The organism is Streptomyces sp. R41, assembly GCF_041053055.1.
Taxonomy (GTDB): Bacteria; Actinomycetota; Actinomycetes; order Streptomycetales; family Streptomycetaceae; genus Streptomyces.
In genome coordinates, this window is the sequence record NZ_CP163443.1 from 4,597,307 (window position 1) to 4,610,746 (window position 13,440).

Below are 13,440 nucleotides of genomic sequence, written 5' to 3' on the forward strand. Positions count from 1 at the left end.
CCATGCCCGACGACGAGAAGAACCCCGCCCGCGAGGTCATCGCGGACTACGCGCATGCGCACTTCCGGTACTTCCGCACCGCTGACGGGACCGTGTACGCGCAGAAGAACGGCCACCCCGTGGCACGGCCGATCCGCTCCCAGGGCACGACGGGCAGCCACCGACAGGAACTCATGGTCGGCCTGTTCAAGGACGGGATCGGCGTGTTCAACGGAACCGCGCTCAAGGAGGCGTTGGACTTGATCGAAGCACTCGCGCTGACCGAGGACGTGCAGCCCGTGAACATCCGCGTCGCCCCGGGGTTCGACGGGGCGACGTGGCTGGACCTGGGCCGCGACGACGGGCAGTCCGTCCGTATCCACCCCACCGGCTGGGACGTGCTCACCCCGGACCCTCGCGAGGTGTGCTGGCGACGAACCCAGCTCACCGGGGAACTGCCCCTGCCGGCCAAGGACACCGACGGCAAGGGAATCGATCTGCTGCTCCGCCTGTGCAACTTCGCCAACGCCGAAACCGAATGCCTGGCCATCGCCTGGTTGATCGGCTGCCTCGGGCCGTCCGTGCCGGTACCGGCGCCATTCCTCACCGGGCCGCAGGGGGCGGGGAAGTCGACCGGGGGCCGGATGCTCACCAGGATCATCGAGGGGATGAGCGGTGACCTGCGACGGGCGCCGAAGGACGAGGAGAACCTCATTGCGGCAGTGGCGGCGGGATGGATCACCGCGCTGGACAACCTGTCGCACATGACGCCGGATCTGTCGGACGCGATGTGCTGCATCGTGACCGGAGCCGAGAGCGTCAAGCGCGCCCTGTTCACCGACGGAGACGTGTTCCGCGTCGGCTACCGCCGCCCCCTGCTCCTCACCGGCATCGACGTCGGCGTCATCCGCCCCGACCTAGCGGAGAGGCTCCTGCCTCTGCGTTTGGAGCGACCCCGCGTCCGGCGCACCGAAGCCGAACTCTGGGCGGACTACGCGGAAGTCCTGCCCGTGGTCCTCGGCTCGCTCCTCGACCTTACGGTCAAGGTCCGCGCGGTGGACGCGGAGACCCCCACCGATCTGCGGATGGCGGACTTCGCCCACCTGTGCGCGCAGTTCGACGCGGCAACCGGCCTCGGAGCGCTCCCCGCATACCGGGCCAGTCTGGACGACCTGAACGACGACGTGATCGAGGGTGACCTCCTCGCGCAAACCGTCCTGAGGTATGCCCACACCATCGAGCCGGGCGCGGCGCAGCAGATGACGTCCACGGAGTGGCTGTCCTGCCTCAGCCGCATCTACAGCGGCGAGGACGGCCGTCCCCTGCCCAAGGGGTGGCCGACCACGGGCAAAGTCCTCTCCGACCGCCTCAAGCGCCTCCAACCGACACTGGCGGCCCGGGGTGTCCTCATCGACTCGGGCCGCACCAAGGCGGGCCGCTACCTCGAAATGACCCGCACGGTCGTCCTGACCCTGCCTCCCCACGAGCAGACGCGGGCGTTCTGATCCGCGATCCGCACGCTCAAGCGAACAGCAAGAAGAGCACGTGCTCCTCTTGCTGTTCGGCGGAACGCCGCCCCAAGGTCGCGCCGCGCAGCGGCCCCTTCTTCGCTCTGTGAGGCGCACCGAACTACAACAGGCAGCCCCTTTCTTTGTCCTAAGAGGGAAGATGCTGCGTCACCTGCGTCACCCGGCTCGGAAAACGGCCGCTGACCTGCGGCAACAGCGATGACGCAGACGGCTGGCTCTGCGTCATCCTGCGTCACCTGCGTCACCCGGTGACGCAGCCGATGACGCAGCGGTGACGCAGCCCCAATCCGCCGCGTCACCCAAAACAGCAGGTCAGAGCCTCAAGTGACGCTGATGACGCGGTGACGCAGAAATCCGAACCTCGGACAGAAGCGCACCGCGAGAAGCCCCCGAGCCATCCCGACTCGATGCCGAGGCCCCTTATGAGCCGATCCCATCCTGCTCAACCCGACCCCCGAAGTACCCTCCGTAGCGGCTTGCCCGATCGGTACCTCACCCCCGACGACATCGCCGAGATGTTCGACGTGCCCAAAGAGACCGTCTACCAGTGGCGCCGGAAGCGCAGCGGCCCGCCCGGCTTCCGCATCGGCAAGCACGTTCGCTACGACCCTGCCGACGTCCGCACCTACGTCACCCAGCGCAAGAGCGCCGACCAGGACGCCGCCTGATACAGCCAGACACCGCGCACCGCACCGCTTCCCCAGGGAGGGCCACACCGTGGCCCTCCCTTCTCCTTGCCCAGAAGGGACCGCCGCCGCATGTCAGGCCACATTCAAGACCGCTGGTTCAAGACCGAGACCACGTCCGACGGCAAGACCGTCAAGGTCAAATCCGACCGCTACGGCACTGGCTTGAGGTACCGCGCCCGGTACATCGGCCCCGACGGCACCGAGAAGAGCAAATCGTTCCGCGACAGGGAAAAGCGGCTCGCTGAGAAGTGGCTCACCCACATCGAGGCCGACATGTCGCGGGGCCAGTACGTTGACCCGCGCACCGCGCGAACCACCTTCCGGCAGTACGCGGAACGCTGGGTGAAGACGCACACGGGCGAGATCAACAGCCGGGAGGCAGCGGAACGGCGGCTCCGCCTGCACGCGTACCCGCACATCGGGACTCGCCCGCTCGGTTCGTTCAAGCCGGAGCACATCCGAGACTGGATCGCTGCCCTGGAAGACACCGTGCCGGCGGAATCGCACCGCCGCATCATCGTCGGCACCGTCTCGGCAGCGCTAAGCGCGGCGGTCGATGACGGACTCCTGAGCAAAAACCCCTGCCGCGCCCGAACGGTGCACCTTCCGAAGCCGGGCAAGCCGCGCGTCACCCCGTGGACGGCAGACCAGACGTTCGGCGTGCGGGCCGCCCTCGAACAGCGCTTCCGGGCTGCTGTCGACACCGGGGCAGGATGCGGGTTGAGGCAAGGGGAGATCTTCGGACTTTCGGAAGACGAACTCGACTACGAGGGCGGTTGGCTGGCCGTAGGCCACCAGCTCAAGCGCATCCGCGGTAAGTACGTGTTCGCGCTGCCGAAGGGCGGCAAGGTTCGTGACGTGCCGCTGCCGAAGGCCGTGGGCGCCGCCCTCCGGGACCACGCCAAGAAGTTCCCTCCGGTCGATGTGACGCTCCCTTGGCGTACACCGGACGGCCCGCTCGTGACGAAACGACTCCTGTTCAGCGGGGTCGAAGGCAACCACGTGCGCGTGAGCAACTTCAACGACCACCACTGGAAGGCCGCTCTGGCTGCCACAGGCATCATCCCGGCGCGGGAGGCGGGCGAGCGGTACGCGTCGGCCCCCGAGCACGGCATGCACGCGCTCAGGCACTTCTACGCGTCAGTGCTGCTGGACGCGGGCGAGAACATCCGTGCCCTGAGTCAGTACCTCGGTCACAGCGATCCGGGGTTCACGCTGCGGACGTACACGCACCTGATGCCGAGTAGCGAGGGACGCACGCGAAAGGCTGTCGACAGCCTCTATCTGGCCTCCGCTCCACAAGATCACGGCCCAGAGACGGCCCAGGCAGCCTGACACGGCCCCGATCAGTGCCAAACGCCCTGGTCGGGGCCTCATCAAGGCGGATCTCGCAGACTTCATCTATTTCTGGCCCCTGTACACGGGCACCGCGATCCCGATCGACCAGTGGCGGTCGCGGATGTGGCTGGATACCTGGGTCTAGCTGGGCGGACACACGACGATGGCGCGGCAGACTGCCGCGCCATCGCTGTTGTTCGTGGTCGCTCGTGGCTGTATCGCTCTCTCAAGCGGTGTGAAGGATCCGAAAGCGATCGGGTTCCGCCGGATCTCGGTCGACGACTTGGATCGGCGTCCGAGCCCATTGCCAAACACTGATGCCTGGCGTGCGGGAGAACCGGATCTGCCCGCGGGTGCCTTCGACCGCAACGCGTGGCCAGGATTCGGCAGTGCGCGCCCGGTCCACGCCGTGAGAACGCAGCACATCGGCGAGGACGGCGACCGTGTCGTAACCCTCGAAGGCGACGAAGGAGGGCGCTTCGGCCAGCCGCTCACGAAGGGCCGTCTCGACTCGTGCACCGAGTGGGCTGAGGCGCTCGGGCAGGTAGCGCAAGAACGGGATCGCGGCGCTGTCGTCGCCCAGCAGGGTCGCCCATTCGGCGAACTCCGGTTGCCCGGCCGGAGCACCGATCATGATCTCGGCGAGGCGCTGGTCGTGGCGGACAGACTTGACGATCGACACTGCCGGCTCCGGGTGGCCGACCAGAAGAAGGAGGGCTGTCGCGCGATGGTCGACGAGTTCGTCGCACACCGCCGTGGGGGTGAGCACGCTCATGTCGAGCTCGACGACGGTGCCGCCGCGTGGAGCGAGGTAGTCCCGCAGAATGCTGGTCCCAGTCGCCCAGTAGACACTCGGCTGGGCCGCTACGGCGATACGACTGTGGCCCGCGCCGAGGAGGAAGTCCGCGTAGACCTGCCAGCCGCGGGACTGCGGCGGGGAGAGGCGCGCGACCCATGCCGTCGGCTGTTCGGTGAGCGCGTCGAGAACCGCTGACGAACAGAGGAACGGCAGGCCGAGGGCGTCGGCCCTGGCGGCAGCGGCGCGAGCGACGACGCTGTGATACTCCCCCGCCAAGGCGGCCACGCCCAGGCGAGCCAATTCGTCCACGGCCGCCGCGGCCCTCTGTGGATCAGCCGCGGTGTCTCGGACCACCAGCTCGAGTGGTCTTCCGACGATCCCGCCGGCGTCATTGACTTCGCGAACGGCCAGCTCGAGGCCGGCGAGCAAGTGCCGGCCTGCCTCGACCCAGCCGGGCCGAGTCAGCGGAACGAGAGCGCCGATCTGGACGGATGATCCGTCAGTCCGCTCCGCGCCGGGTGGCGATGGTGGCGTATTCATGCGGTGGCGTCTCCCGTGTGACGATGCGGTTGCATGGCAACCGATTATTTGTTCGCTGAGCTGACAGGCTTCAAGCAACCTTCGTTTTCTGATGTACACCGGCACCGCGATCCCCATCGATGAACGGCGTTCACGGATGTGGCTCGACACTGGGGTCTAACAATTCGGCGAACTCCCGCCCCATGAGCCACACCCCCCGCATAGGGTGCGGCGTAGACCAACTTTTCTGAACGCGTTCAGAAGTTCGGGAGAGGGTCCACGGGGAGGGATCGCGCGATGCGCAAGGGGGCAAAGGCAGCCGTCATCGGCAGTGTGTTCGCCGTGATGGTGGGGGGCGCCGGATACGGCGCGTACAACGTGGTGACCGCGATCAGCGGGGACAGCGGCTCGGGCGCGTCCGGGGCCGCCGCCGTGAAGACCGGGCCGCCGAGCAGCGCGGAGATCAAGGAGACCAGCCGCGCGTTCTTCGCGGCCTGGGAGAAGGGCGACGCGGCCAAGGCGGCGACGTACACCAACTTCGCGACGAGCGCGGAAGCGCTGCTGGCCGGTTACCGCAGCGACGCGCACCTCACCGACGTGAGGATCACGCCGGGCACGCCGTCCGGCGCGACCGTGCCGTTCTCGGTGAAGGCGACGGTGTCGTACGACGGGAAGAGCAAGCCCTTCTCGTACAACTCCGAACTGACCGTCGTGCGCGGGGACACCACCGGGAAGGCACTGGTCGGCTGGAAGCCGTCCGTCCTTTATCCGGAGCTGAAGGACGGGGACACGCTCGTCACGGGGGAGTCGGCGAGTCCGGCGATCGAGGCCGTGGACCGCAACGACGTTGTCCTGACGAAGGAGAAGTACCCGTCCCTGGGGCCGATCCTGGACGCGCTGCGCGACAAGTACGGCGACACGGCGGGCGGCACGCCCGGTATCGAGCTGGCGATCCGGCACGGGAGCGAGGACACCGGCGACACGACCCTGGTCACCCTCGCCAAGGGGCAGCCCGGCAAGGTCCGTACGACGCTCAGCGCGAGCGCGCAGGCCGCCGCGGAGAAGGCGGTCGCGCAGTACTCCGAGTCGTCCGTGGTGGCGGTGAAGCCGAGCACCGGTGAGGTGCTGGCGGTCGCCAACCACCGCGCGGACGGGTTCAACGCGGCGTTCCTCGGCAAGCTCGCGCCCGGCTCCACGATGAAGATCATCACCGCGGCGATGTTCATCGACAACGGCGTGACCACGATGAACGGCCCCGCTCCCTGCCCGGACACCGCGACCTGGCAGAGCCAGACCTTCCACAACCTCACGGGCATGAAGGCCAATGAGAGCGCCAGCCTCGCCAACAGCTTCATGCGGTCCTGCAACACGGCCTTCGTGAAGCTCATCGACGGCACCGACAAGGTGCCGCTCACCGACGAGTCGCTCACCACCGAGGCGCAGACGCGGTTCGGCCTCGGCCAGGACAACTGGAAGACCGGCATTCCGTCCTTCGACGGCAGCGTCCCCGCCTCCGCCGGCTCGGACCGCGCGGCGAACGCGATCGGTCAGGGCCAGGTCCAGCTGAGCCCGCTGAACATGGCGTCGGTGACGGCGACCGCCATCACCGGCACGTTCCGTCAGCCGGTCATCGTGCCGCTCAAGCTCGACGACCGCGTGCCGGCGCGGGCGAAGGGCCTGCCGATGAACACCGTCGCGCAGCTCAAGCAGATGATGCGGCTCACCGCGACGAGCGGCACCGCCGCGCGCGTCATGGCCGGGCTCGGCGGCGACATCGGCGCCAAGACCGGCTCCGCCGAGGTCGACGGCCAGACCAAGTCCAACAGCTGGTTCACCGGTTACCGCAATGACATCGCGGCCGCCGCGATGACCCAGGAGGGCGGTCACGGAGGGGACGCAGCCGGTCCGATCGTCGCAGCTGTGCTACGAACTGGTGGCTGAAGTCACCCCTCATAGGGCGGGACCCTAGGGTGGTGCTCTCGTTGAGCAGTTTGAGCAGCGTGAGACAGCGGGGGCATCAGGGGACAGCGGAGGACTGGAAGCTGTGGGCAAGAGAAGGCGCGTCGCCGAGCGGCGGAAGACGAAGCAGCCCGCCGTGCTCGGCGGGGTCATCGCCGTGGTCGTCGCCGGCGGGGCGTTCGGCGCCTACAGCCTGTACGGCGGCGGCGCTGCGGCCGAGAACGGGGCGTCGACGACGGCCGACCACAAGGTCGTGAAGACGGGCCCCTTGTCGGCGACCGAAGTGCGCACGACGGCCGCCGCCTTCCTCACCGCCTGGCAGAGCGGCGACGTCGCCAAGGCGGCCGCCGCCACGGACGACTCGGCCGCCGCGACGACCGCGCTCACCGGCTACACCAAGGACGCCCACATCACCGGCGTGACGCTGACCAGCGGCACTCGCTCGGGTGCCGCCGTCCCGTTCTCCGTCAAGGCCACCGTCACGTACAAGGGCAAGAGCAAGCCGCTGACGTACGACTCGAAGCTGACGGTCGTGCGACGCGCCAAGGACGGCGTACCGCTGGTCGGTTGGGAGTCGTCCGTCGTCCACCCGGACCTCCAGGACGGCGACCGACTGGTCACCGGCGAGTCGGGCACGCCCCCGATCACGGCCCTGGACCGCGAGGGCGCGGAGCTGACCACCGCCAAGTACCCCTCCCTGGGTACGGTCCTCGACGGGCTGCGCGAGAAGTACGGCAAGACGGCCGGCGGCAAGGCCGGCATCGAGCTGCGCGTGGTCCGCAAGGCCGCCAAGAAGGGTGCCCAGAAGACCCCCGACAAGACGTTGGTGACGCTCAGCGAGGGCACCCCGGGGACCGTGAAGACGACGCTCAGCCCGACCTTGCAGGCCCTCGCCGAGGAGAAAGTGGCCGCCAAGGCGAAGGCGTCGGTGGTCGTGATGCGTCCCTCGACGGGCGAGATCCTCGCCGTCGCGAACACCGGCCACGGCTTCAACACCGCCTTCCAGGGCTCCCTCGCGCCCGGCTCCACGATGAAGGTCATCACGGCGTCGCTGCTCTTCGACAAGGGGCTGGCCTCGGCCGACAAGCCGCACCCGTGCCCCAAGACCGTGACGTACGGCGGCTGGAAGTTCCACAACGACGACGACTTCGAGATCAAGGACGGCACGTTCAAGGCGAGCTTCGCGCGGTCCTGCAACACCGCCTTCATCACCCAGGCGAAGAAGCTCGAGAACGACGACCTGACCAAGCAGGCCCAGCAGGTCTTCGGGCTGAGCATGAACAACTGGGCCATCGGCGTGCCGTCCTTCGACGGCTCGGTGCCAGTGCAGAGCGCCGCGCAGATGGCGGCGTCGCTGATGGGCCAGGGCGGGGTCCGCATGAACCCGCTGAACATGGCGTCGGTCGCCTCGACGGTCCAGGCGGGCAGCTTCCATCAGCCGTACCTGGTGTCTCCGACGGTGGACCACCGCACGCTGGCCACGGCGTCCCGCACCATGTCCGCGTCCACGCTCTCCCAGCTCCGCGAGGTCATGCAGTACACGGCCGCCGCCGGCACCGCCGCCGAGGCCATGTCCGGCCTCGGCCCCGACTACGGCGCCAAGACCGGCTCCGCCGAGGTCGACGGCCAGGACAAGCCGAACGGCTGGTTCACGGCGTGGAAGGGCGACTTGGCGGCGGCGGGCGTCGTGCAGCAGGGCGGGCACGGGGGTGACACGGCGGGGCCGATCGTGGCGGCGCTGCTGAAGGCCGGTAGCTAGACGTCCGGTTGGGGGCGCCTTGTCCGGTGGCCGGTCGCCCAGTTGTGGGCGCCTTGCTGTCGGTTCGAGGGGGCGATGTCAGTGGGGCGCTCTACGCTCCGCGCATGACGTTCTCGCTTCCCGAGGGGCTGCCCGCCGGGCGTTTCGTGCCCGACGGCTCCCCGGTCATGTGGCGCTCCGACGAGCCCCCGCACGACCCGTTGGCCTCGTGGACCCGCTACCAGCGGCAGCAGGGCGAGACCGGCCTGCTGCCGATCCTCTGCTACGCGGACGACGACCGGCCCGGTTCGCTCGACCTCGCCGAGATCGACGCCGTCGATCTCGAAAGCGAGCTGGAGGAGGGCTGGCGCGCATACCGGCGGCGCCAACTCGCGTGGCTCGCCGCGCCGCCCGAACCGATGGACTGCCCCGAGGACGTCGAGCCGTGGGAGGACGACCCGGGCGCACCGTACGACCAATGGCCCGGGCCGGCCCCCGCCACGCCCGCCTCCTCCCGCGTCGACCCGGACGAGGCCGCCCGGTCCGCCTTCGCACTGCTCGCGGACGAGTGGCCGTACGAGCTGTGGGACGGCCGTCTCGGCCTCGTCGCCGCCCGGCGGAGCGCCGACATCCCCGCCGTCATCGGCTGGCGCGCACAGGCGCCCCTCCCCCTGCTCTGCGCCCTGCTGCGCAGCTGGGAGGACCGCTTCGGAGCGCGGGTCCTGGCCGCCGTCGGGTCGACGCTGTACGTCTGCGTCGCGAGTCCGCCGCGCGACGAGCGGCAGGCCAATCACGTCGCCCTCGAACACCTGCTGACCACGGCCGACAACATCGTCAACGACCCCCCGACCCCTTTCCCCCGGTACGCGGCGTCCCTCGTCGGCGCCCCGCTGTGGCGCTTCTGGTGGGACTGAGCGACTCCGGGGACCCGCTGAGAACTCGGTCGCGTGCCTCGTACACCGACCGCTAGCGTGCCGTTCATGACCGCCACCGATGAGAACGCCGCCGAAGAGCACTCCCGCGCCGGGAACGCCGCCCACCCTCGTTTCGCCGAGGCCCTGAGGGAGTTGGGGCTCGAGGAGGTGAACGGGCGCATCCGTCGCTTCCCGGACGCGACCCGCACCGCGGCCGAGGCCGCCGCCGCGATCGGCTGCGAGCTGAGCCAGATCTGCAAGTCGCTGATCTTCGCGGCGGACGGGGTTCCGGTGCTGGTGCTGATGGACGGTGCGTCGCGGGTCGACGTGGAGCTCGTACGGCGGGAGCTGGGCGCCGAGAAGGTGACGCGGGCCAAGGCGGAGCTGGTGCGGGAGACGACGGGGTACGCGATCGGTGGCGTACCGCCCTTCGGGCACCGTACGAAGACCCGTGTCCTGGCGGACCGTTCGCTGCTCGACCACGACACGGTGTGGGCCGCGGCGGGCACGCCGTACACCGTTTTCCCGATGGACCCCAAGAGCCTGATCGCCCACGCCGGCGGCACCCTGGTGGACGTGCGCGAGCAGACCGCGTGACGCCGCTCGTCACCGCGGCGGTGCTGCTCGCCGCGGTCACCCACGCCAGTTGGAACGCGATCGCGCACCGCATCAGCGACAAGCTGGTCGGTTTCACGCTGATCGCGGGCGGCGGCATGCTGATCGGTCTCGTCATGGTGCCGTTCGTGGCGTTCCCGGCGGCCGGGGCGTGGCCGTACCTCATCGCCTCCGCCGTGATCCACGTCGCGTACTACGTGCTGCTGATGCGCTCGTTCCGGCTCGGCGACTTCGGGCAGGCGTATCCGATCGCCCGCGGGACCGCTCCGCTGATCGTCACGGCGCTGGCGGCCGTCTTCGCGCACGAGGTGCCCGACGGGTGGGCCGCCTCGGGCATCGCGCTGTCCTGCGCGGGGCTGACGGGTGTCGCGCTGTGGGGGCTGCGTGGGCGGCGGCCCAACTGGGCGGCGATCGGGGCCGCGTTGGCGACCGGGGTGTCGATCGCCGCGTACACCGTCGTGGACGGTCTTGGCGTGCGCGCCTCCGGGTCCTCCCTCGGGTACATCGCCTGGCTGATGGCCGTCGAGGGTGTGGTGATCCCGGCCTACGCGGTGTACCGCCGGCGCGGTGAACTCGTGTCCGTGTTGCGGCCGTTCGCCGCCGTCGGGTTCCTCGGCGCGGCGCTCTCCGTCGCGGCGTACGGGCTGGTCCTGTGGGCCCAGACCCGCGCCGAGCTCGCCCCGATCGCCGCCCTCCGCGAGTCCTCGATCATCGTCGGCGCGGCCATCGGCGCGATCTTCTTCAAGGAACGCTTCGGAGCGCCTCGCATCGCGGCAGCGGGGCTCCTGGTGCTGGGCATCGGGCTGATGCTGCACGCGGGTTGACCACTTTCCCTGGGTTGCTGTCGGGGGTGGGTCGCGCAACCCGGCGCTGTACGGGGTGCCGCTGTGCCCACCCGTGCCGCCCCTGGCGGCACGCATGCCCACAGCTACGACCGCTGTCAGAGCAACCTGCAAGTGCCGGTAGGCGCACCACCACGACCTCAGCCCCCACCCCGAGTGCCCCGAGGCAGGAGCTCAGCCCCCGAGGGACAGACGTACCGCCCGTACCAGCGCCTGGGCCCGCGGGTCCGCCGTCACGCTCTTGCGGAAGCCGTTCGTGACGTAGCCGAAGGCGATGCCCGAGTCGGGGTCGGCGAAGCCGAGGGCGCCGCCGCGGCCGGGGTGACCGAAGGAGCCCGGGGAGAGCAGGGGCGAGGCGGTGCCGTGGAGCATGTAGCCGAGGCCGAAACGGGTGTTGACGACCAGGACCCGGTCGGGGCCGGCGGACTGTTCGGCGCGGGCCCGCTCCACGGTGGCCGGCGTGAACAGCCGTACGCCGTCCACCTCCCCGATCAGCGCGGCATAGAACCGGGCCAGCCCCTCCGCCGTGGCGATGCCGTTGGACGCGGGCAGAACCGCCGCCCGGTACGCCGCGTCGTTCTCGTCCGGCATCGGCGTGATCGCGGCGAAGGCACGCCGGGTGAGGGACGACGGATCCGCGTACGCCTCGGAGACCGCCCGCTTGGGGCGGGTCTTGAGGCCACCCGGCGCCGACGGGGCCTCGACCTGCGCGACCAGCCCCACACGCCCCGCCTCCGCCTCCGGCAGCCCGACCCACAGATCCAGCCCCAGCGGCCCGGCCACCTCGTCCGCGATCCACTCGCCGATCGAACGCCCGGTCACCCGCCGGACCAGCTCACCGGTCAGCCAGCTGTACGTCTGCGCGTGATACCCGTGATCCGCCCCCGGCTCCCACACCGGCGCCTGCGCGGCCACCGCCGCGGCCGCGAGGTCGGGATCCGCCGCCTCGGCCGGGGTGAGCGGACGGTCGAGTACGGGCACCCCGGCCCGGTGTGCGAGCACGTGCCGGACGAGGGTGCGTTCCTTGCCCGCCGCCTTGTACTCCGGCCAGTACTGGCCGACCGGAGCGTCCAGGTCGAGTTCCCCGCGCTGGGCGAGGAGCAGCAGTACCGCGGCGGCCACGCCCTTCGTCGCCGAGCGCACGATCTGCGCGGTGCCGTGCCGCCAGGGCTCCGTGCCGTCGACGTCCCGCGTGCCGCCCCACAGGTCGACGACCTTGTGCCCGTCGCGGTACACGGTGACGGCGGCGCCCCGGTCCCCGAGCACCTCGAAGTTGCGTACGAACGCTTCCTCGACCGGCTCGAAGCCCTCGGCCACTGTGCCGTTCACGTCCACGCCCGCGCTCCTTGTCGCCTCACCTGTGCCAACGGTGAGTGCAACACACACGTACAGCCTTCGATTCCTAGCCCAGCAGGATCGTGACCTCGATGTTGCCTCGGGTGGCGTTCGAGTACGGGCAGACTTCGTGGGCCGCGTCCACGAGCTTTGTCGCCAGGTCCTGGTCGACGACGGGGAGCGAGACGCTCAGGGCGACCGCGAGGCCGTAGCCGCGCTGCTTGTTCGGACCGATGCCGACCTTCGCGGCGACGGTGGAGCCGGAGAGGTCGTACCCGGCGCGGCGGCCCACCAGCACAAGGGCGTTGTGGAAACAGGCGCTGTAGCCGGCCGCGAACAGCTGCTCCGGATTGGTGCCGTCGCCGTCGCCGCCGAGCGCGGGCGGCATGGCGACCTTCAGCTCGAGCCGGCCGTCCTGGCTGGTGACGTATCCGTCCCGGCCGCCGTGCGCGGTGGCCTCGGCGACGTACATGATCTTCGTCGGACGGGTGTCGACAGCGGCACCATCGATCACGACAGGACCTCCCCCAGGACGTACAACTCGGCTGGCAGAACGGCAGGCAGCACACGGGTGTGCAAGTACATCGTGCACAAGGTACCCGCCGGTATGGAGGCCCGTATTACCAGGGGGTAGAAACCGCGGGTAACCCGCGAAGCGGCGTTCCAGGGACGCGTGTCACCGCCCCCGCGTCACCGCCTGCGCGCCGCTGCACCCTCCGCGCGCTCCGCCAAGCGCCACAGTTCCTCCCTCAGCCGCGTGACCTCGGCCTCGCTCACGCCCGTCGCCGTCAGCAGCGCCTGCGGTACCTCCACGGCGCGCTCCCGGAGCACCTCGCCGCGCCCGGTGAGGGCGACGAGAACGGAGCGTTCGTCGCGCGCCGAGCGCTCACGGCGCACAAGGCCCGCCGACTCCAGCCGCTTGAGCAGCGGCGACACCGTGCCGTAGTCCAGGTGCAGCGCGGTCGCCAGCTCCTTGACCGTGGTCTCGCCGCGCTCCCAGAGGACCAGCAGGACCAGGTACTGCGGGTAGGTGAGACCAAGGTCCTCCAGCAGCGGGCGGTACGCGGCGGTCACGGCGCGCTGCGCGGCGTACAGCGCGAAGCACAGCTGCTCGTCGAGCAGCAGCGACCCGGCCGAACCGACCGACCCGGCGGACCCCACGGACCCGACGTCCTCTTGATTCG

The 13,440-nt window shown here is 70.0% G+C and carries 12 protein-coding genes; 8 read left to right on the plus strand and 4 right to left on the minus strand.

Features of this window, described 5'->3' with window-relative positions:
• The first annotated feature begins 2 nt into the window (after positions 1-2).
• From AB5J53_RS21030 to AB5J53_RS21040, 3 genes are all read left to right on the plus strand, one after another.
• The gene (locus AB5J53_RS21030; RefSeq protein WP_369252364.1) at positions 3-1,484 is read left to right on the plus strand and encodes an ATP-binding protein; all 1,482 of its coding nucleotides are present in this window, start codon (positions 3-5) and stop codon (positions 1,482-1,484) included.
• 446 nt (positions 1,485-1,930) lie between these two features.
• Positions 1,931-2,176: a helix-turn-helix domain-containing protein gene (locus tag AB5J53_RS21035; RefSeq protein ID WP_369247206.1), complete on the plus strand. Its 246-nt coding sequence runs from the start codon at positions 1,931-1,933 to the stop codon at positions 2,174-2,176.
• Between the two features lie 90 nt (positions 2,177-2,266).
• Positions 2,267-3,532 carry a tyrosine-type recombinase/integrase gene (locus tag AB5J53_RS21040; RefSeq protein WP_369247207.1) on the plus strand — a complete coding sequence of 422 codons (1,266 nt, stop codon included), beginning with the start codon at positions 2,267-2,269 and terminating at the stop codon, positions 3,530-3,532.
• 229 nt (positions 3,533-3,761) lie between these two features.
• On the opposite strand, the gene AB5J53_RS21045 is transcribed toward AB5J53_RS21040, so the two are convergent.
• Entirely contained in the window at positions 3,762-4,874 is a 1,113-nt protein-coding gene (locus tag AB5J53_RS21045) for an ABC transporter substrate-binding protein (RefSeq protein WP_369247208.1), read from the minus strand.
• 276 nt (positions 4,875-5,150) lie between these two features.
• Between AB5J53_RS21045 and AB5J53_RS21050 the strand changes: the two genes are divergently transcribed.
• From AB5J53_RS21050 to AB5J53_RS21070, 5 genes are all read left to right on the plus strand, one after another.
• The gene (locus AB5J53_RS21050; protein WP_369247209.1) at positions 5,151-6,794 is read left to right on the plus strand and encodes a penicillin-binding transpeptidase domain-containing protein; all 1,644 of its coding nucleotides are present in this window, start codon (positions 5,151-5,153) and stop codon (positions 6,792-6,794) included.
• A 103-nt stretch (positions 6,795-6,897) separates the two neighbouring features.
• Positions 6,898-8,571, plus strand: coding sequence for a penicillin-binding transpeptidase domain-containing protein (locus AB5J53_RS21055; protein WP_369247210.1), 1,674 nt, complete (start codon positions 6,898-6,900; stop codon positions 8,569-8,571).
• A gap of 104 nt (positions 8,572-8,675) precedes the next feature.
• Positions 8,676-9,464 (plus strand): DUF4253 domain-containing protein, encoded by a 789-nt coding sequence (locus tag AB5J53_RS21060; protein WP_369247211.1) that lies wholly within the window; start codon positions 8,676-8,678, stop codon positions 9,462-9,464.
• 66 nt (positions 9,465-9,530) lie between these two features.
• Positions 9,531-10,061: a YbaK/EbsC family protein gene (locus AB5J53_RS21065; protein WP_369247212.1), complete on the plus strand. Its 531-nt coding sequence runs from the start codon at positions 9,531-9,533 to the stop codon at positions 10,059-10,061.
• Positions 10,058-10,903, plus strand: a complete 846-nt coding sequence (locus tag AB5J53_RS21070; protein WP_369247213.1) for an EamA family transporter — start codon at positions 10,058-10,060, stop codon at positions 10,901-10,903. The genes AB5J53_RS21065 and AB5J53_RS21070 overlap by 4 nt, the downstream gene beginning before the upstream one ends.
• Positions 10,904-11,095: 192 nt before the next feature.
• Here the strand turns inward: AB5J53_RS21070 and AB5J53_RS21075 are convergent, their stop codons facing one another.
• The 3 genes from AB5J53_RS21075 to AB5J53_RS21085 form a co-directional block, all read right to left on the minus strand.
• Positions 11,096-12,256 (minus strand): serine hydrolase domain-containing protein, encoded by a 1,161-nt coding sequence (locus AB5J53_RS21075; protein ID WP_369247214.1) that lies wholly within the window; start codon positions 12,254-12,256, stop codon positions 11,096-11,098.
• A gap of 67 nt (positions 12,257-12,323) precedes the next feature.
• Positions 12,324-12,770, minus strand: a complete 447-nt coding sequence (locus tag AB5J53_RS21080) for an organic hydroperoxide resistance protein (RefSeq protein ID WP_369247215.1) — start codon at positions 12,768-12,770, stop codon at positions 12,324-12,326.
• 176 nt (positions 12,771-12,946) lie between these two features.
• Positions 12,947-13,417: a MarR family winged helix-turn-helix transcriptional regulator gene (locus AB5J53_RS21085; RefSeq protein WP_369252366.1), complete on the minus strand. Its 471-nt coding sequence runs from the start codon at positions 13,415-13,417 to the stop codon at positions 12,947-12,949.
• Positions 13,418-13,440: the final 23 nt, after the last annotated feature.